Genomic DNA, 20087 nt, shown 5'->3' on the forward strand with positions numbered 1-20087 from the left:
AAATACGCAGATTAAATAACTGATTTACTTTATGAAAGTAGAGTAGGGAAGTCGGTTTTTAACACTTAAAAAAAACAAATAAAGCATGAAAAATTGCTTTATATGACACCGCTTTGTCATATAATTGTCATAATTAAATTGAACAATATGGGGATTTTAAAATCCTCTATTCCTGCCTGCATGAATTCTAAACAAACTCCCGTAGATTCAGCGCACACGTCGACTCCTCAAAAGTCCACGAATGTTCATGTGCCTACACCGAAATTCTTTATGCCGGTATTTTTAACGCTGATTATTTCAACGTTGATATATATTGGTTTTCAGGTGACTGCCGATTTAGCGCATGTTCCGCCTTTAAGTCTTTATTCAATGATTTTATTGGGCACAGCCTTATTCATCGCACTTGGCTTTGAATTTGTAAATGGTTTCCATGACACTGCAAACGCAGTGGCAACAGTGATTTATACCAACGCCTTGTCAGCACCAGTTGCGGTAATGTGGGCAGGTTTCTGTAACTTTCTGGGTGTAATGGTTGCCAGTGGTGCAGTCGCTTACGGCATTATTGCCTTATTACCTGTTGAATTGATTATGAATGTCGGTTCAGGTGCTGGCTTTGCCATGGTTTTCGCAATGCTGATCGCAGCGATTTTGTGGAATTTAGGGACTTGGTTTTTAGGCATCCCGGCGTCTAGTTCGCATACTTTGATTGGTTCTATTCTTGGCGTTGGCATCATGAACTACCTGTTAAATGCAGGCGGTGGTGCGAGCGGTGTAGATATGGAGCAGGTGCTTAAAGTCGGTAAGGCTTTATTGTTCTCGCCACTGATTGGTTTTGCATTTGCAGCCCTAGTTTTCTTGTTGGTGAAGCGTATTTTCCGCAAACAGCTTGAACTGTTTCAACCACCAGAAGGCAATAAGCCACCACCACCATTGATTCGTGCAATTTTGATCTTTACCTGTACAGGTGTAAGTTTTGCGCACGGTTCAAATGATGGTCAAAAAGGTATGGGTCTGATCATGCTGATTTTGATCGGATGTGTGCCATTGGCTTATTCATTGAATAAGAACTTAGATAATCAACATATTCAATCTTTCCATCAGTTATCTGCTCAAACTGCGACTGCGATCTACGCAGAGCATAAGGATATTCCTGATGCACAAGCGCGTGATGTACTCACCAAATACATTCAAACCAAAGAAGTCAGCCCAGAAGTTGTGCCAGCTTTAGCAAGTTTGACCGATCATTTAGGTGAGCGTGTTGCACAGTATGGCGACTTAAAAGATATTCCCGAACAAGAAGTATCTTCGATTCGTAATGACATGTACCTCAGTACCACTGCTTTTAAACGTCTAGATAAAGCTGAACAACTACCAGCAATGGCAGAAGCTGAACAAAAGACAGTGAAGGAATATCGTAGTCACTTAGATTCGTTCTTACAGTACATTCCAACATGGGTGAAAGTCGCTGTTGCATTGGCACTGGGTCTTGGAACCATGGTGGGTTGGAAACGTATTGTCGTGACTGTAGGTGAGCGTATTGGTAAAAACCACATGACCTATGGTCAGGGCATGTCTGCCGAGCTTGTTGCTATGTCAACGATTGCTGCTGCGGATGGTTTTGGTATGCCAGTATCGACTACACACGTACTTAACTCTGCGGTTGCAGGTACCATGGTCGCGAATAAATCGGGTCTGAACTTTGCAACAGTGAAAACCATTCTATCAGCTTGGGTCTTCACTTTACCTGCAACGATCTGTCTATCAGGCTGCTTGTACTGGTTATTCTTGAAAGTGTTCTAAGCAACTCAAATTCCAGACATAAAAAAACGCTGCTTCGGCAGCGTTTTTTTATGGCTGTATCTCAGACATCACCGATTTTAATGGGATGACTGAGAGCTGAATTAGAACAATCAAACTAGCGAGTTGAAGCTTTGCAAAGTTCAACACTTATTTGAACCAATGCAGTTACGCTTTTTTAAACAGTCCCAATACTTTTTTCACGGGCAATTTCTCTTCAGCAAAACCATACAGCGCTGCAAAAGGTAAGGCAGTACGCGCCAAATAAGCCACACGCCATAAGCCACCATGGTTGGCACCATGCATCATGAGTTCTAATGGGTGGTCTAGCGCCGTTTCAGGGTTAGCAACCGATTGAGGGTTTCTCAAGTCGTGAATCCATAAAGCCGCCATGAGTGCATTGGTGGTTTCAGGTTGAAAGGATTCCACATCAAATAAACTCGCACCATTAAATGCGGCTTTTAATAATGGGTTCTTCGTCACTGAGCGCGTCGTGGTGGATGGCGCAATATTGATACTAACCCGCTGACCATTTTGACGTGCGACAGTTGCGCGCCATTGTTGGATACGTTTTGCGAGTGCGTAGTTTGGACCTTGTTCCACCACCAAACAGTCAGCGATACCATAGGATTTTCCATTGTCTGCTGTGGTGGTTTGCTCATTATTTTGCTTAAAGAAATGCTGACCAGTGACTTTGGCAATGCTTTGCGTCAATAGCTTTTGTGCAGACGCACGGTTTTGGAATTTGGCTTGCGCTGCCGTAACGATCTCTTCTGGAACCGCATAGACATCGGTCGGAGTACACATAAACATCAAGCTGGTGTCGGCTTTTTGTTGACTGACATAAGCCATGATGCTGTCCATCGCCATTGCAACACGAACATGCTTTTCGCCATCTAAATAGGCAATTGCAGCCAGATCAAGTTGATGTTCACTTTGTGCAAGCCACTGTGCAATTTCAGGAATGTGTGTCAGTAAATTGGCGCCCAACTTGTGTTTTAGTTCTTGAATGGGCGTATCTTCATGCACAGCGTCGAGACTCGGTGCATATAAAGTGGCATTACCGGCCTGAACCGTGCTTAAGATTCGATCCCAAACACGTTCATTATTGAGGTCGATTGCCACAATATTGGCTTTCCATTTTGCTAACCATGTCAGTGGGCCAGCTTCGGAAGCAGCACCGAAAAGCACCATAGTCCGATCTGACAAATCGAACCATTCTGGGTGGGCAATGGCTTCGCGTAATGCGTCGGCATGACTCGCTTCAATGATGCCAGCATCTTGCCATTTTTGAATCTGAGCCAGTAAAGCCTCACCTTGCAGTTTTTGCCCATGATAGGGCACATACCACTCAGGCGCTGCATCACTTTCACCTTTTAATTTCACGGTATGCAGCGGATGCGCAGTTAAAGCCACGGCATCTTTGAGCGTATGCTTTTCTTGATCACGATAAAATTCAAAGACGTGATGCGCTTTATTTAAACCTTGTTCAGCAATGTTGATCGCGGCTTCAGATGATTGAATTCCTTGTTCAACCAAGGCTTTAAAATATTCAGGATATTTTTTACGCCAGTTTTTTTCTTGTTTCGCACGTACAGACGAGTGATGGTCAACTGCAGCTAAGGCTTCAGCGATAATTTCACGACCGGTTTTAGATGTACTCGGCTTTTGGTTGGAAGCCGAAATGGGAAATTGAAGACCTTCAGTTGAACTCGACATGCAAAATATCTCAGCTAATTTTGTCATTAATATACAGATGTATACATTATCTATGCCAAATTAAAAAATAGGGTGGCATAAAGTGCCAGATTTATATGATTTGTCATGTGCTTTTGTGAACTTTCGTAGAATATACAGCTTCAAATTTTATTGCCGGAATTGAAAAAGCCTTCGATTTGAAGGCTTAAAAGAAGAGGGCATTAAATCAATAACGGCAAATCAACAACGGCCTTTTTTTGCCTGTCCAGGCGGGCAAAAGTCACCATGGCGATCTGGGTAATTATAAGGATAGTGATTACGATCTGGGTCGACCACGATACTGCCTTCACGGGTGTGAACGGCACAAGCACTCAACACGCAGGTCAACAGCAAACTTGAGAACATCAGGACTATTTTCATTGGAATTTTCCTTTTTTTATTCTGTGTCATTTCAGTTTAAATCAGGGCAAGGATAGATAGCGTTTCAATCTGCTGTGAAATTGTATAGTTCGATATTTAAAGTGCGGTGTTGTAGATGTGGGAAATTGGCTAAAGAAAAAAATTAAAGGACATTTCGGTTTAACGAAGCACAATAAAAAAAGCCTAAACTGAAACGGTTTAGGCTGTCATTTTCAGGTTAAATCCAGCTGATTTTTTAGACTTAACGTTTAGAAAGGAACGTTTAATAACTGACTTAAGAAATGTGGAATGAGCTTCGGTTCAAGAATAATCGTCATGATTACACCATACGCTGCGCCCCAAAGGTGTGCGCTGTGGTTAATGTTGCTGTTGCCACGTTTACCTGACCAAATACTATAAGCCACATATAGCACGGCAAAAATAATCGCAGGAACAGGAATAAAGAATACAAAAATCAGTTTCCACGGTTCAAACAAGATATACGCAAAAAGTACCGCAGATACCGCCCCAGAAGCCCCTAAACTTGCCCAATGGGTATCATGCTTATGTTTTAAATAACTCGGAATAATCGCAGCGATCAAACCGCCCAAGTAAAACAGCACAAAGCCCATGTCGAAAAAATATTGGCGATAAAAACTTTCAATCACGCTACCAAAGAAAAATAAGGTAATCATGTTGAATAATAGGTGCGCACCATCTGCATGAATAAAGCCATGGCTAATAAATCGGTCATACTCGCCACGACTGAGGGCTGGCGGCCAAAATAACAAACGATTCATCACTTTCTGATTTGAAAATGCAATCAGTGAAATCACCACCGTAATCAGGATAATGGTCACGGTGTGGTTAAAGGGTAGACCCAACATATATGACTATTCTACTTGTTAAAATTTATGCTCAATAATGCCATTAAAACGGCTTAAAGCGTGAACTTTCAGAATAATTCCGACAATTTTAGTTGATTTTTTTCTAATGCCCCGCATCTTAAGTTAAAATAGCGACTTCAGCTTGAGGAAATATTGTAATGTCGACTGAGAACAACAGCACAGCAGTTGCTGAAGAAATTCCAAACCTATTGATCACTCCAAATGCCCAAGAGTATTTGAAAGATCTTTTGGATAAACAAAATACACCGGGCATTGGTGTACGTGTTTTTGTGGAAAATCCGGGTACGCCACGTGCTGAATGTTGTATGGCTTACAGTGCACCAGAAGAAGTTGTGCCTACAGACTATAAACAAGACTATCCAGATTTCCCTGCATTTATTGACACACCGTCTATTCCATATCTTTTGGATGCGGTAATTGACTATAACAAAGACCGTTTTGGTGGTCAGTTAACTTTCCGTGCACCAAACTCAAAAGTGCCACGTGTGGGTCCTGATGCTTCTGTAGAAGAGCGTATCACTTATGTTCTACAGTCAGAAATTAATCCTGGCCTTGCCGGTCATGGTGGTAACTGTGCATTGGTAGAAGTGGTTGAAGATGCAGAACATGGTTTAACTGCAGTGCTTAAATTCGGTGGTGGTTGTCAAGGTTGTTCTTCAATCGATTTAACCTTGAAACAAGGTGTTGAAACAACATTGAAGCAGCATGTACCTGAGTTAATGCGTGTTGTTGACCAAACGGATCACAGTAATACTGAAGGTGCTTATTTCAAATAAGTTCAGTATTTTTATAAAAAGCCGCAACCTTGCGGCTTTTTTATTGTCTAAATCAAAAAAACGAAGATTTTTAGATATTTCTAGGGTTTTTACATCAAAATGATAAGCGATATCACAAATATAAATGAGAATGATTATTAAAATTAATTGTAATATTGTTTGTTGTTGTTACAATGTGCAACACATTATTCTAGATTTCTCCATAACTTAGCCACTTTGGGAACAACCAAATGACCAAGCATCTCCTCCGTTCAACACTTACACTTTCAGTTCTAAGCGCAATGGTAAGCCTCAGCCATGCGAATGAAGCAGCAGAAGCAGTCGATGAATCTGCAGTTAAAATGGAAACTATTGTTGTTACCGCAGCAGAACAGGTTAAACAATCATTAGGTGCCTCAAAAATTACGGCAGAAGATTTAGAAAAAATGCCTGTTGTGAATGATATTTCAGAATATGTGCGCCGTATGCCGGGTGTAAATTTGACTGGTAATAGTGCCACAGGCCAGCGAGGGAATAACCGTCAGATTGATATCCGTGGAATGGGGCCTGAAAACACGTTGATCTTAATTGATGGCAAGCCTGTAAATTCCAGAAACTCAGTACGTTATGGCTGGCGTGGTGAGCGTGATACACGTGGTGATTCGAACTGGGTACCTGCAGATGCTATTGAGTCGATTGAAGTGCTGCGTGGTCCAGCAGCAGCGCGTTATGGTTCAGGTGCGATGGGTGGTGCGGTCAATATTAAAACCAAGAAAGTGACCAACGAAGTGCATGGTTCTGCCGAGGTTTTTACTAATCAGCCCGAAGACGCTAAAGAGGGCGCAAGTCACCGTGAGAGCTTTAACTTAAGCGGGCCAATTCTTAAAGATGTCCTTTCATATCGTTTATACGGTAGTTATAACAAAACCGATTCAGATGCTGCGGATATTAATGCATTAATGGACAATGGCGCGCGTATGGCGGGTCGAGAAGGCGTTGAAAATAAAGATATCGCAGGGCGCTTGGCTTGGCAGTTGAACGATCAACAAGTCTTGATGTTTGACGCAAGTGTTGGTCGCCAAGGTAACCGTTTTGCAGGAGACAGTCAAAACAGTGTATTTGATCCAGCCGATCCCAACAAAGCACCAATTTTATCCGCTTTAATCGGTGAAGAAACCAATACCATTTATCGTGATAGTTTTGCATTAACTCATGAAGGTACTTGGGGTTGGGGTGACAGTAAACTCATAGCGCAATATGACAAAACCAAAAATAAGCGCTTACCTGAAGGTACAGGCGGTAGTACAGAGGGTCAGATTAATAATCTTGAAAATAAACAAACGTCACATCTAGAAACCGTTCGTCTTAATGCAGAAACCAATCTGCCGTTCCAATGGTATGTTCCACAGGTATTAACTTTAGGCGCTGAATGGGTTGAAGATGACTTTACCGATACGGTTAATACACAAGCTGGCGCAGGCGGTTTTGGTGATGTGCTGACTTCAGGTGACCGTTCACACATGGATTCACGGATTGCGTCGGCCTATATTGAAAACAATATGAATTTGGGCGAGAGCACCGATGTCGTTTTGGCACTACGCTATGATAATCATAGTAAATCGGGTGATAGCTGGAGTCCAAGTCTCAATATTACGCAAAAGCTTGGCGACTATTGGACATTAAAAGGTGGTGTGGCTAAGGCGTATAAAGCACCTAATATGTACCAAAATGCGGAAGGTTATCTGTTAAGCACTCGCGGTAATGGCTGTCCGATTGGGCTGAGCCAATGTCTATTACAAGGTAATGGCGATCTCAAACCTGAAACTTCAGTGAATAAAGAATTAGGTGTACAGTTTGAAAAAGACATCGTGAATGCAAGCTTTGCATGGTTTCGTAATGATTATAAAAATAAGATCGTTGCTGGGGATACACGTCTAGAAGAACTGGAAGTAAATGAAACAACATATAATGTACTGCGTTGGATGAATACGCCAGAAGCCTTGGTGGAAGGTGTTGAAGGAAGTATTTCTTTGGACTGGGGTGATATCACGTGGACCAATAACGTTACCTATATGATCAACTCTGAAGATAAACGTACTGGCAATCCACTTTCAGTGATTCCAAATTACACCATAAACTCTATTTTGAACTACAACATCACGGATCGATTAGACAGTAACTTTGTCTATACCCAATATGGTCGTCAAAAACCACGTCAATATGCAGAAACCAGTCTTGAAAGCAAAAATGGCTTGGCGATGGATAGTGTGAAAAGTTATGGCATTGCAGGCATTAACTTTGGTTATAAATTTAATGCGGCTTTAAGTGCTCGTATCGGTGTGAATAACCTATTTGATGAGAAAAAACTGCGTGATAAAACGGTCAACCAAACATATAACGAGCCGGGTCGAGCTTATTATGCAAGTTTGAAATACCAGTTCTAAGTATTTCCAAAAGAAAAGCCGCTTAACGCGGCTTTTTTTATGTTGGGATATTTAAAATTTTCAGTGCTTCACTTGAGTAGTAGAATTGTTCTAAATAGAGACGTGAACGCTCACGCAAATAACCCGACTCAATCATTTGTTGAACGATAGGATTGAGTAAGTTTTGAAGTTCATGCTGAATCAGTGCTTCATCAATATTTAAATCACGTAGCAATAAATCAAAAGGGCGTTCTGCATTGCGCACGTACCAAGCGTATACGCCATCATGCACTTGCTGTTTCATATACTCAGACTGTCGCATAAAGTCCCAAATTTCATGACCCATGGCAACTGTTTGCGGCAAGTCCTGAACTTCAACATAGTTCTTTAATACTGAAACTGGCAGCGCTTTAATTTTATGCCACAAATTGGCTTGAAAGTGGTACAGCTTATGATCATCAAAGTGCTGATTTAACACGGTTTCACTCATTTGACTGAGCTTTAAAATATTCTTTTGCAAGTATTTGCTGACAGCATTATCTAAATTGGTATCTGTGACATTTTCCAGTACCGATTTCCCCATTTTCATAAATCGTGAAACACCGGGTACCGATTTTGCAATCACTGAGTTGTCTAAATAATCTTGTATCGCATGTTGAATCAACTGACTGATCATGGCTGAAAATGCAGGATTGTTGACCATGGTATGAATTAAACGCTGACGATGTCCTTGTTTACTTGCCACATACTGCGCAATTTTATCGATGGTCAATACTGGGATGATTTCGGCAATCGTGGTGCTGTCATTTGCAGGATGAATCAGTGCAAATTTGATATGTTCAGCAATTTGCTCAATCAGAAATTGACTTGCAGGGGTATTTAAAATTTGTTTTTGCAACAAGGTATTGATTTGATCAAAACTCCAAATCTGCTGCAAAGATTGTTTACGAAACCATTGATAAAAATGGGTGAATTCAGTGGCTACGGTATCATTGTGTGAAAAGCTCTGATCTAAAAAGTTCAGTTGAGCGTCAATCAACTGCTCAATCATCGGGTTTTTCTGCATACTTTCCCTGAAGTCCCAGTGATGGGTATCTAAAAATGGCGAATGCTCAGTTTAACTGAATCAGTTTATCTACCAAAGGGTTTTTAAACTTTTGACTTTTCGCAAGAAAAGGCAAGTAATGGTCTGCAACTTGTTGTTCAGCTTCTAAGATTGGCATATGACCGACGTTATTTAAAATCACTGGGGTTTCTGCACGTTTCAGTAAAGACTTGAGTTCGCCAGCCACTTCCACATTAAAGATTTTATCTTGTTTGCCCCAAAGGATCAGGGTTGGGGCTTCCACCGTTCGTGTTAAACGAGCAAAAGTTTCAGGGGTGTAGATTCGATTGAGCGTGACGACTTGATCGATCATTTTACTGGTGAAGGGCGCACGCGCAATTAAGATATTCTCCTGCGCTTCTTTAAGCTGTGTCGGAACATTGGGCGGATTTTGCATGAGTTTATGCATGACATCATCTAAATCACCCGGTTTTGAAACGATTAAATTTTTAAGTTTATACGGGTCGCGGGTGTAACTGGTATTGGCCTGTTTATAAATGCCCGCGCTGTTGAGTAAAAATAAACTTTGGGTATCAAAAGGATATTGAGAGGCATATACCGTGGCAATGGAACCACCCAATGAGTGACCTGCAACATTCAGTTTATCTTCAATATCTATTTTAAGGACAAACTGGCGTAGTTGTTCCGTGACATTCGGCACAGAGACATCAAAATCGACAGGGACATGGGTATCGCCATTGGCCGGAAGGTCAGGGATGATCACGTGATAGTTCGGTGTTAAATAATGCGCAACACGATTCCAATTATCACGTGTGCCGCCTAAACCATGAATCAGCAAGATGGTAGGTTTAGAGCGTTGACCGCCTTCGCTATAACTCCAATTCACATTCCCGACTTGAACACTGTGTGTGACTAAACCAGCCGCTTTACGTTCTTGGCTCAAATAATTTTGCACGATAGAGGGTACGGCAAAGTTTTTGCTGATGGGAGACGGATTTGCAGCCAAAGTGTGGTTGGCAGTAAACGTCATACAGCAAATTGTTGCTAGCTTGAAAAAGCCAAAAACGCGTGAATGATGTCCTTTCATTGACGTTTACCCCAGTTAAATCGAATCGATATATTTTTTAGATCATTTATATGACTATTATCAGAATGGGCTGAAATAGCAAAAGCGTATATTTATGAAATATATTGTAAATTAAAAATGACCTTTGTCATCCATTGCTTTTTTGACGTGGTTAAACTTGCGTTTTAATAATGTGAACCATTACAGAAAAAATATTTTTTTTTGATGAATGTAGACTAGCATTTTCTATCAAGTAGCATCGTCTTATAAAAAATTCATAGCAATTGTTTTTGCAAGTGACAATCGATTCGACTGGGATTAAAATATTGCAACTTCGGATAAGGGTAATTAGAACATGCTAGCAGCAGCAGAAGCTTTAGATCGTTTAAAGAAAGGGAATCAACGTTTTGTAAACGGTGAAACGAATCACCCGAAGCTTTTGACGCATCAACAACGTGCTGAAATGGCCGAAAGCCAAGAACCTTTTGCGATTATTTTAGGGTGTTCAGACTCACGTGTTCCTGCTGAAATGGTATTTGACCAAGGCTTAGGCGATTTATTCGTGATTCGTGTTGCAGGTAATATTGTGGCACCGTCTCAAGTCGGTAGCGTGGAATTTGCAGCAGAAAGCTTTGGATGTCCTGTGGTCATTGTATTGGGTCATACACACTGTGGCGCGATTCATTCTACGATTGAAGCTTTAACTAATCCTGCGACACCACCATCAGCAAACTTGATGTCGATTGTGAACCGCGTTCGTCCATCTGTAGAAATACTCATGCAAACTGAATTGAAAGATGACCTTGAAAAACTTTCAATGCATGCAGTACGTTCAAACGTTTTTGCATCAGTGAATCAACTTCGTCATGGTTCAGCAGTCCTCGAAAACTTAATTGCGCAAGGCAAATTAAAAGTGGTGGGCGCTGAGTATTCACTCGAAACAGGTGAAGTAAGCTTCTACGATTTCTAAGCAAATTACAGTAAAGACAAGATATTAAAAAAGGCGCTCAAATGAAGCGCCTTTTTTATGAACCGATTTTCACCAACTAAATTTATAAACTTGCTTTGATCAATGGATAAGCATTGTTCAGCAAAATTGTTTGCGCTTTGGCATTCGGGTGGATCTGATCTTGTTGCATTAAGTTTTTATGTCCCGCAACCCCTTGCATAAAGAAAGGCAATAATTTGACTTTGTACTGTTGGCTCAACACTTGATAGTTATTTTCAAAAGCTTGGCTATATGCCTTGCCATAATTCGGTGGAATTTTCATTCCAAATAAAATGACTTTCGATTTGGCCTGTTGGCTTTTTTGAATCAGCTGCGCTAAATTTTTTTGAATTTGTGCAGGGGGCTGTCCGCGTAAACCATCATTACCACCTAACTCAATCACCACAAGGTCTGGACGATGAGTTTGCAACAGTTTAGGCAGTCGTGCCAAAGCACCACTGGTGGTTTCACCGCTGACACTTGCATTGACCACTTTATGTTGTTTCGGATACTGTTGGTCTAGACGTTTTTGTAATAAGTGGACCCAACCTTGCTGCACTGAAACACCATAACCTGCACTTAAGCTATCGCCCAAAATCATGATGGTTTTGGCAGAGAGCAGCATCGGGCAGAACATCAGTGCAATAGCCAGCAAGTAACTCAATAGACGATTATTTTGAATGCGATTTTGCATATAGGGAAGATATGACCCAACTCACGACAGATGTTGACATCATGCCACAGGCGATTATTTCTGCACAGCAATTGACACAAAAGATACAACTTCCACAAAAACAGTTATCGATCTTCGAACAACTCGATCTTGAAATCTTTGCAGGGGAACAAGTTGCGATTACTGGTCGTTCTGGTTCAGGTAAATCCACCTTGTTGGGTATTTTGGCGACCTTAGATCAGGCCAGTTCGGGACAATTACGGGTCTGTGGTCAAGACATTCATCTATTAAATGAAGAACAGCGTGCTCAAGTCCGTTTGGCTCATATTGGATTTGTCTTTCAGTCTTTCCAGTTGTTGCCACATTTAACGGCACTGGAAAATGTCATGCTGCCGCTACGGCTAAAAGCAAATTTTCAGGTCAAAGCCGCCGAAGAAAAAGCATTAAAACTGTTAGCAAAGGTTGGACTAGAACGCCAAGCGCATCAAGCTCCCAAAGTTTTATCCGGTGGTGAGCAGCAACGGGTTGCGATTGCTCGTGCTTTGGTGAGTGAACCCGATCTGATCTTTGCAGATGAACCTACAGGTAATTTAGACAGTGCAACGGCACAGGAAATTGAACAATTGTTATTTCAGTTAAATCGTGAAATGGGAACCACATTGGTATTGGTGACACATGATGCCGATTTGGCCCGTCAATGTCAGCGCCATTTTGAATTGGTCAATGGTCAATTGATTGAGCATCGAACAGGAGATGCTGCATGAATCTTTTGGCACTGTTTCGACCACTCTTACAGCTGAGTTTTAAAACCACGGGTGTGTATTTATTATTGATCACACTAACCTTGGCGATCAGTGCCACCACGGCTTTAAAGTTTAGTAATGTACAAATTCAAAATGCTGTAGCGCTACAAGCTGCTGAAATGTTGGCAGCAGATTTGGTGCTGACAGCCAATGAACCAATTCCACAAGAGTGGCAACAACAAGCCAAAACACAGCAATTAAAACAATCGAATGTCACGCTATTTAGCAGTATGGCACACACCGATCAGCAATTTGTCATGGTCAATGTCAAAGCCGTTGATGCTGCATTTCCATTAAGAGGTGAACTCGAAACAGAACCGAAACTAAACCGCTCCATACAAGCAGGTGAGGTTTGGTTAAGTCCGCGTGCTATGGATTTGTTGGGCGTAAAAGTGGGAGATCAGATCAATATTGCTGATGCTGCTTTTCAAGTCAGTGCCAAAATCATTCATGACACCAATCAGGAGCTCGGCTTCAGTGGTTTTTCACCGACGGTTATAATTGCGCAGTCTGAGGTGGCGAGAACCAATGCCATCCAAGTCGGGAGTCGGATTGAATATCGTCTGTTAATGGCTGGAGATGCACAAAATACCCAGCGCTTTGAAAAACTGTATAAGCAGAAATTTGGTGATCAAAGCGAAGACCTTTCCGCTAACTCAGATCATGCGCAGGTTCAGGATGCAGCTCAAAGCAGTTTAAAAATGAGAAATGCCAGTGAAGGCAATACTCGCTTAATGAAGCCAATTGCCAATCTTGAAACGTTTTTACAACTGGCGAATATTTTAACTATTCTACTTTGTGGCATCGCCATCGCATTAACCAGCCAGCGTTATGTCCAACAAAATCAGGATGCCATTGCGCTGATGCGCTGTATTGGATCGACCAAACAGCAAATATTAAGTGCTTATTTGGCTTTACTGTTGGTTGTACTCGGGCTTTCAATCCTGTTTGGAAGTGTGATTGGTCTGGGATTGGGTTATGGTTTATTGCAACTGATGCTACAGCTGATTCCAAATTTACAGTTAGAGTTTTCAGCCCTGTCTATGCTGCTTGGCCCGCTTCCCATTGCAATATTCACCAGTGCGATTGTGTTATTAGGATTTGTTCTACCAAGTCTTTGGCAATTATTAGGGACACCGCCAGCACGGGTGATACGACAACAAGAGCGTTCTGTACGTTCCATGCTTTGGATGCTTAGTTTCGGGACACTTAGTTTGGTGGTGTTTTGTGTGGTTTTAACTGAAAATTTACAACTCACCCTGTGGCTGATTTGCGCCATCATCTTCCTGTGTGTTGGCCTATATATGATGGTCTGGCTCAGTTTGAAAGCCTTGAAAAGTTGGGGGACGAAAATCTCAGCGTATATACGTACACCGTATCAAACGGCATTTCAAATTACCGCATTAGCATTGGGGCTAAGTCTGATCACGGTTTTAGCGGTATTGCGTACGGATTTGCTGGAACGTTGGCAACAACAATTGCCACAAGGGACACCTAACCAATTTGTCTATGGTTTACCGCCATTTGAGTTACAGGATTTTAATCAACAACTCAAGCTGCATGGTTGGCAAGGGACGCCGATGTACCCAAATATTCGTGGGCGTTTAGTTGCCAAAAATGATCTCCCTTTTTCGGATGCCTTAATTAAAAGCAATAATTCATTACGCCGTGAATTGAATCTCACACAGGCTGCAACTTTTCCAAAAGATAATCAAATCATCGCGGGCAATCAGCAGTTTCAACAGGTCAATGAAGTATCGGTAGAAGTGAAAACCGCACAAGAGCTCGGTATTCAAATTGGAGATCGACTGAGTTTTAGCCTTCCTGAAGGGATTTTACAAGCCAAGGTGATCAACCTTCGCAGTGTGGAGTGGGAAAGCTTTAGTCCAAACTTCTTCTTTATTTTTTCTCCCCAAACCATGGATGAAAATGCAGGCAGCTATTTGGGGAGTTTCTATGTTCCACCACAAGATAAAAATCAGTTAATTGGTCTAATTCAGCAGTTTTCGAATACCGTGTTTATTGATGTCAGTCTGATTTTGGATGAGATCAAACGCATCGTCAGCGTATTGGTTCAGATTATTACTATCTTGGCGCTATTGGTCAGTATTTCAGGCATTTTGGTCTTGATCGCATGTTTGAACTTATTTATGGATGAACGCAAAAAAGAAGTGGCATTACTGCGTTCCTTTGGCAGTTCCAAGCAAAAGCTAAAGTCGATGCTCAGTTTGGAAGTTGGTTTGATGGGGCTAATTTCAGGTGTCGTGGCATGTATTTTTGCCGAAGTAATCAGTGCGATTGTCAGTTATAAAATGGAACTGGTCATCCAACTACATGCCGAGATTTGGTTGATCCTCCCATTGGTAATGACCTTAGTCTGTACATTGATTGGACGTTATCGCTTAAGTTATCTTTGCGACATCCCACCCTTAGAAAGTTTGCGTGAACTGAATAGTTAAGGGGGGAGATGTTTAACAGCCGAGCAAGTTAAGAGTGGAGCAGGAACCCAGTGCGCAGTTCAGGTTTAGACATGATTTGATGTGTTTTCAACATATCAGTGTTGATAGCCACAGGGTTCATTCCACTGTTTAACGTGCTGCGAGAGATTGCTTCATCAGCAGGATAAAGTGTTCCCAAAGCGGTAAAATTGGTTGGATTAATTGTTGGCAATGCAGATAAAACAGGTAGCATCCGACTGCTGCGGCGATTAGACCGATCATTTGAATGATTAGGGATTGATGTAATTTTTGTCCTACATACCAAATGAAAGCCAAAGCAGCGCCCATCAACATGCCGCCAATATGCGCGGCATTGTTAATCCCACTAATCATAAAGCCCATCGCGAGGTTAATCCCCATCACCATCAATAAGGTTTTTTTATCCAGATAAAATTGCTGTTTAGGTAACATGGGGAGCAGCGAAATAATCGTCAGCGCTGCACCGAGACCCATCACTGCACCCGATGCGCCTGCACCAATACTCGGAAAAAGTTGCTGATTGGCTGCACCTTCGGCCAATAATGCATAGCTATCTTGAATGGTTAAATAACCACTCAATAAACTTCCCATCAGTCCGGCTAAAACATACAGGCCGAGGAAGTAGAAACGACCTAACATTTGCTCGGCAACACTGCCAAAAATATACAAAGCCCACATATTCAACATCAGGTGAATCAGGCCAAAATGAAAAAACATACTGCTGAATAAGCGGATGGGTTCCTCTAAAAAGGTTAAAGGTGCATAATCAGCACCCCAACGCAAAGCATCCAGTGTGTCGGGTTGGCTAACGTTCATTCCATGCAACACTTGCCAGCCAAAGAGTCCAACATTGATGGTAATTAAGAGTGCCGTGATCCACCACAGTTGGATTTGCAGCTTACGGGTTGATACAGCAGGAGGGCTGAGTTCAGACATGCTATTCTTGTACTGTGTCAAAATATTTAAAAATAAGCTTAACATGAAAAAACAGAATTTCTGGAGTAACACACTGACATGAAAGCCTTTATTGTTCGTACATTGTTAATTCTTGTCAGTTTTGTGCTTTTGGTGCAGCTTTGGATCTTTGGTAGTCTGGTTTGGTGGCGTACACATCCTGTGGAATCGACGATGATGATGCGTTTAGATTATTGGTCTGAGCCATCCAAACCGATTAAACACGAATGGCGTGATTACGACCAAATCAGTGATTATGTCAAACATGCTGTTGTTGCCGCGGAAGATGGCAAGTTTTTACAACATAAAGGTTTTGATTGGGAAGGCATGCAAAATGCTTTAGAACGCAATAAAGATAAGGGCAAAGTGGTTGCAGGTGGATCGACCATTTCTCAGCAATTGGCAAAAAACTTATTTTTATATAATAAGCGGTCATTTATTCGAAAAGGGCAGGAAGCCGTTGCAACATGGATGATGGAACGCATGTGGACGAAGCAACGCATTTTAGAGGTATATCTCAACTCGGTTGAGTTTGGGGATAACATTTACGGCGTAGAAGCTGCAACACAGCACTACTTTGGTAAAAGTTCAAGGAGTTTGAGTCGAGAGCAAGCAGCGTTTATTGCGGCTATTTTACCCAATCCAAAATATTATGATGAAAATCGACAGGATCGTAAGCTGAATTATCGAAAACGCATGATCCAAAAATATATGCGTTATAGCCATATCCCAGATTAAGAATGATCTAAACACTCGTCAAATGGCATGGCAGCGATTTGAATTACAACAAAAAGCTCATATTAATGGGCTTTTTTTATGAAATTGTCACAAATTTGAAGCATACTAAACTGAGTACAGCACACATTTTTTAATATGGGTTTGAAATGAATACCGCAGCTGAAGTCGCGCAAGTACCAACTGAATATACTTATAATGATCGTTATATCAATCGAGAGTTATCGATTCTCGACTTTCATCTGCGTGTGCTCGAACAAGCGGTTGATCCGATACACCCCTTACTTGAACGCATGAATTTCTTGCTGATCTTTTCGCGTAACTTAGATGAATTTTTTGAGATTCGTGTTGCGGGAATGATGGAACAGCTAGACTTGGGCAATGAAAGCCGTAGTCCAGATGGTTTGACACCGAAACAAGTATTAGATGAAATTTCTGCGACAGCGCATGCGGCAATTGAGCGCCAGTATCGTATTTTAAATCAAGAAATTTTACCCAAACTGCGTGAAGAAGACATTTGCTTCCTACGCCGTGGTGAATTAACCCCAGCGCAGTCGGCATGGGTAAAAAAATATTTCCAAGAACAAGTTGCTCCGGTTTTAACGCCAATTAGCTTAGATCCCGCACATCCATTCCCTCGCTTGGTCAACAAATCGTTGAACTTTATTGTGACTTTAGAAGGGAAGGATGCGTTTGGTCGTCAGATTGACTTAGCCGTTGTACCTGCACCGCGTTCGCTGCCACGTGTCGTTCGGCTTCCTGATGAATTAACCGGTGGTAAAGAGCATCATGTGATGCTATCGGCAATTATTCATGAACATGTCTCTGACTTGTTCCCCGGTATGACGGCGACGGGTTGCTACCAATTCCGCGTGACGCGTAATGCCGATTTGGCTTTGAATGAAGATGTTGAAGATTTGGCTAAAGCTCTGAAAGGTGAGTTGAATTCACGTCGTTTTGGTCGCGCCGTTCGTTTGGAAGTGACAGAAAATTGTCCGCAGCATATTTATGAATATTTGCTTGATGAGTTCGATTTAGAAGAAGAGCAACTCTATAAAGTAGATGGACCAGTTAACCTTGCACGTTTACTGTCAAACTTTAAACGTCCACATCTACGTTATGACGCGCATATTCCTGTTATACCGAAAGTACTCAAAAAATCTGAAAACATTTTTAGTGCGATGCAAAAGCAAGATATTTTGCTACACCATCCTTTTGAATCATTCGCACCTGTAATTAACCTACTGCGTGAAGCTGCACGTGATCCACAAGTTTTGGCCATTAAACAAACGCTTTATCGAAGTGGTGCAGACTCTGAAATTGTGCAAGTTTTAGCGGAAGCAGCACGTAATGGCAAAGAGGTTACCGCAGTAATTGAGCTTCGTGCACGATTTGATGAAGAATCAAATATTGCTGTAGCCAATGTATTACAAGAAGCGGGCGCAGTGGTGGTGTATGGCATCGTGGGTTATAAGACCCATGCCAAAATGATTTTGGTGGTACGCCGTGAAAATAATAAATTGGTGCGTTATGTGCATTTAGGTACGGGTAACTATCATGCGGGCAATGCGCGCATCTACACCGATTATGGCCTGTTAACCACCGATAAAGAACTCTGCGAGGATGTACATCGCATTTTCCAAGAGCTGACCGGTATGGGCAAAATGGCGAAGTTGAAAAAATTGCTGCATGCGCCATTTACCTTACATGCTCAACTGATCAATTATATTGATAATGAAATTGCTAATGCTAAAGCAGGTAAGCCTGCGCAAATCATTGTCAAGGTCAATGCATTAACTGAAGTTCAGTTGATCAATAAACTGTATGAAGCGTCACAAGCGGGTGTACAGATTGATTTAATTATTCGTTCTATTTGTTGTTTGCGTCCGGGATTACCGGGGCTGTCTGAAAATATTCGCGTACGTTCTATTGTTGGCCGTTTCTTAGAACATACCCGAGTTTATTATTTCAGTAATAATGGCGATGCACGGATTTACTGTTCAAGTGCAGACTGGATGGATCGTAATTTATTTAACCGTGTTGAAGCCTGTTTCCCAATTGAAGATCCAGCCTTGAAAAAGCGTATTTATCAATTAGGTTTAGTGAATTATCTAAAAGATAATCAGCAAGCTTGGTTGCTCCAAAGTGATGGGCGTTGGATTCGTACCCATGTCCAAGAGGGCGAGGAAGCACATAATTCACAGCATGTGCTTTTAGACGCATTTAAATAAATGTGTTGAACAAAAATAAAGGGAGCAATGCTCCCTTTATTTTTTTTAAATTTTCTAGATTGTTTTTGAATCGTTTATCTCAGCTAAATTTAGCTGTAGCTACAAATTTTTCTATAGATATTTTTGACAAAACCATCAATTTGATACGTTGAAAGTTTTAATTCATTGACCATCTGCTCTTGAGTCGCACTATGGCTGACCATATCCAAAATTTGATATTCTGCTGGATTTAGACTGAGCTGTTTCGGCGCTGCATTTTGCGGACTAAAAGTTTCACTCAATAAAAATTTAGCAAAACTAGGATGAAGGGCAGCGCCACCTCTTAAAATGGTTTTCAGCTGGTTATAAGTGTCTTCAATTGGCTGTTGATTCAACATATAGGCAGTTGCACCTAACTGAATCGCATGTAAAGTTAAATCTGCAGACTGTTCATTGACTAAAATGATGAGATTACTTGAAGGATAGATTTTCTTAATTTTATGTATGAATGAGATATCAGACTGTTGCGTGACCACTAAAAAGATTAAATTGGGCAATTGATTGAAAATTTGTTGTTCTGCATCTGCTAAATTTTCTGAAAATGTAATGAGGTCTTCAGGATAACCGAGGTCTCCTAAGATGTTAAACAGCACTGTTTTTGAAGTCATTGATTGATGATCAATGATCAAAACGGGTACTGGTAATAAAAATTCACTCATCATACATTTCGCTCATTTATTATTTTTAATCAAATTACATTTCCATAATGTGCATGGAAGTGAATTAGAAAAATATACCTAGAAGTAGTGATTTATACATCAAAGTATAATTAAGTTATTGTGATATAATATAATTTAATTAATGTATGGTTTTTTGTGTTTTTCATTATGTTGAATGCAAAGATTTATAGTTTTTTCGTTTTTATTTTTAGAATATTGATTAAATAATCATCAGATTTCGATTCGAATTGAAAATAATAAATGAAATGTGAAAGCAGTATTTTGACAACTAATAAATTGAACTGTTTCTGATGTGAGTTAATATTCACCTATTGCTTAGTTATTTTAAACATAAATATTAGTGACTATTTAAAATAATGTGATTTATTTCTCATGTATGGTTATTTTATAGCACA

General features: G+C 41.0%; 16 protein-coding genes. 8 read left to right on the top strand and 8 right to left on the bottom strand.

Going from position 1 to position 20087, the window contains the following annotated elements:
• Window positions 1–180 precede the first annotated feature (180 nt).
• Complete coding sequence (locus tag FTU17_RS01675) at window positions 181–1800, top strand: inorganic phosphate transporter (protein WP_111884444.1); 1620 nt, start codon at window positions 181–183, stop codon at window positions 1798–1800.
• 165 nt (window positions 1801–1965) lie between these two features.
• Here the strand turns inward: FTU17_RS01675 and FTU17_RS01680 are convergent, their stop codons facing one another.
• From FTU17_RS01680 to FTU17_RS01690, 3 genes are all read right to left on the bottom strand, one after another.
• Entirely contained in the window at window positions 1966–3516 is a 1551-nt protein-coding gene (locus tag FTU17_RS01680) for a hypothetical protein (RefSeq protein WP_180134569.1), read from the bottom strand.
• Between the two features lie 219 nt (window positions 3517–3735).
• Window positions 3736–3915, bottom strand: coding sequence for a hypothetical protein (locus FTU17_RS01685; protein ID WP_180005268.1), 180 nt, complete (start codon window positions 3913–3915; stop codon window positions 3736–3738).
• 248 nt (window positions 3916–4163) lie between these two features.
• On the bottom strand, window positions 4164–4781 hold the full coding sequence (locus tag FTU17_RS01690; protein WP_111884441.1) for a rhomboid family intramembrane serine protease: 618 nt from the start codon (window positions 4779–4781) through the stop codon (window positions 4164–4166).
• Between the two features lie 158 nt (window positions 4782–4939).
• On the opposite strand from FTU17_RS01690, the gene nfuA reads away from it, so the two are divergent.
• Window positions 4940–5578, top strand: coding sequence for a Fe-S biogenesis protein NfuA (nfuA, locus tag FTU17_RS01695; RefSeq protein WP_078189947.1), 639 nt, complete (start codon window positions 4940–4942; stop codon window positions 5576–5578).
• 230 nt (window positions 5579–5808) lie between these two features.
• On the top strand, window positions 5809–8001 hold the full coding sequence (locus FTU17_RS01700; protein WP_180134570.1) for a TonB-dependent siderophore receptor: 2193 nt from the start codon (window positions 5809–5811) through the stop codon (window positions 7999–8001).
• Between the two features lie 37 nt (window positions 8002–8038).
• On the opposite strand, the gene FTU17_RS01705 is transcribed toward FTU17_RS01700, so the two are convergent.
• Window positions 8039–9046 carry a hypothetical protein gene (locus FTU17_RS01705; protein WP_180134571.1) on the bottom strand — a complete coding sequence of 336 codons (1008 nt, stop codon included), beginning with the start codon at window positions 9044–9046 and terminating at the stop codon, window positions 8039–8041.
• 46 nt (window positions 9047–9092) lie between these two features.
• The gene (locus FTU17_RS01710; protein WP_373683680.1) at window positions 9093–10133 is read right to left on the bottom strand and encodes an alpha/beta fold hydrolase; all 1041 of its coding nucleotides are present in this window, start codon (window positions 10131–10133) and stop codon (window positions 9093–9095) included.
• A gap of 334 nt (window positions 10134–10467) precedes the next feature.
• On the opposite strand from FTU17_RS01710, the gene FTU17_RS01715 reads away from it, so the two are divergent.
• Window positions 10468–11082, top strand: a complete 615-nt coding sequence (locus FTU17_RS01715; RefSeq protein ID WP_078189941.1) for a carbonic anhydrase — start codon at window positions 10468–10470, stop codon at window positions 11080–11082.
• Between the two features lie 82 nt (window positions 11083–11164).
• On the opposite strand, the gene FTU17_RS01720 is transcribed toward FTU17_RS01715, so the two are convergent.
• A complete protein-coding gene (locus FTU17_RS01720) occupies window positions 11165–11794 on the bottom strand; it encodes an arylesterase (protein ID WP_078193022.1) in 630 nt (209 codons plus the stop codon).
• An 11-nt stretch (window positions 11795–11805) separates the two neighbouring features.
• Between FTU17_RS01720 and FTU17_RS01725 the strand changes: the two genes are divergently transcribed.
• Both FTU17_RS01725 and FTU17_RS01730 read left to right on the top strand, forming a co-directional pair.
• Window positions 11806–12537, top strand: coding sequence for an ABC transporter ATP-binding protein (locus FTU17_RS01725; RefSeq protein WP_180005271.1), 732 nt, complete (start codon window positions 11806–11808; stop codon window positions 12535–12537).
• Entirely contained in the window at window positions 12534–15035 is a 2502-nt protein-coding gene (locus tag FTU17_RS01730) for an ABC transporter permease (protein ID WP_180134572.1), read from the top strand. Before FTU17_RS01725 ends, FTU17_RS01730 begins: the two co-directional genes overlap by 4 nt.
• A gap of 129 nt (window positions 15036–15164) precedes the next feature.
• Here FTU17_RS01730 and FTU17_RS01735 read toward each other — a convergent pair whose 3' ends face one another.
• Window positions 15165–15989, bottom strand: coding sequence for a rhomboid family intramembrane serine protease (locus FTU17_RS01735; protein ID WP_180133807.1), 825 nt, complete (start codon window positions 15987–15989; stop codon window positions 15165–15167).
• Window positions 15990–16067: 78 nt separating this feature from the next.
• Between FTU17_RS01735 and mtgA the strand changes: the two genes are divergently transcribed.
• A complete protein-coding gene (gene mtgA / locus FTU17_RS01740; protein ID WP_180134573.1) occupies window positions 16068–16745 on the top strand; it encodes a monofunctional biosynthetic peptidoglycan transglycosylase in 678 nt (225 codons plus the stop codon).
• A 146-nt stretch (window positions 16746–16891) separates the two neighbouring features.
• Window positions 16892–18973 carry a polyphosphate kinase 1 gene (gene ppk1, locus FTU17_RS01745; protein ID WP_078189935.1) on the top strand — a complete coding sequence of 694 codons (2082 nt, stop codon included), beginning with the start codon at window positions 16892–16894 and terminating at the stop codon, window positions 18971–18973.
• A gap of 89 nt (window positions 18974–19062) precedes the next feature.
• On the opposite strand, the gene FTU17_RS01750 is transcribed toward ppk1, so the two are convergent.
• On the bottom strand, window positions 19063–19674 hold the full coding sequence (locus FTU17_RS01750) for a response regulator transcription factor (protein WP_180051315.1): 612 nt from the start codon (window positions 19672–19674) through the stop codon (window positions 19063–19065).
• Window positions 19675–20087: the final 413 nt, after the last annotated feature.

This window comes from Acinetobacter sp. YH12070, from assembly GCF_013419625.1.
Taxonomy (GTDB): domain Bacteria; phylum Pseudomonadota; class Gammaproteobacteria; order Pseudomonadales; family Moraxellaceae; genus Acinetobacter; species Acinetobacter amyesii.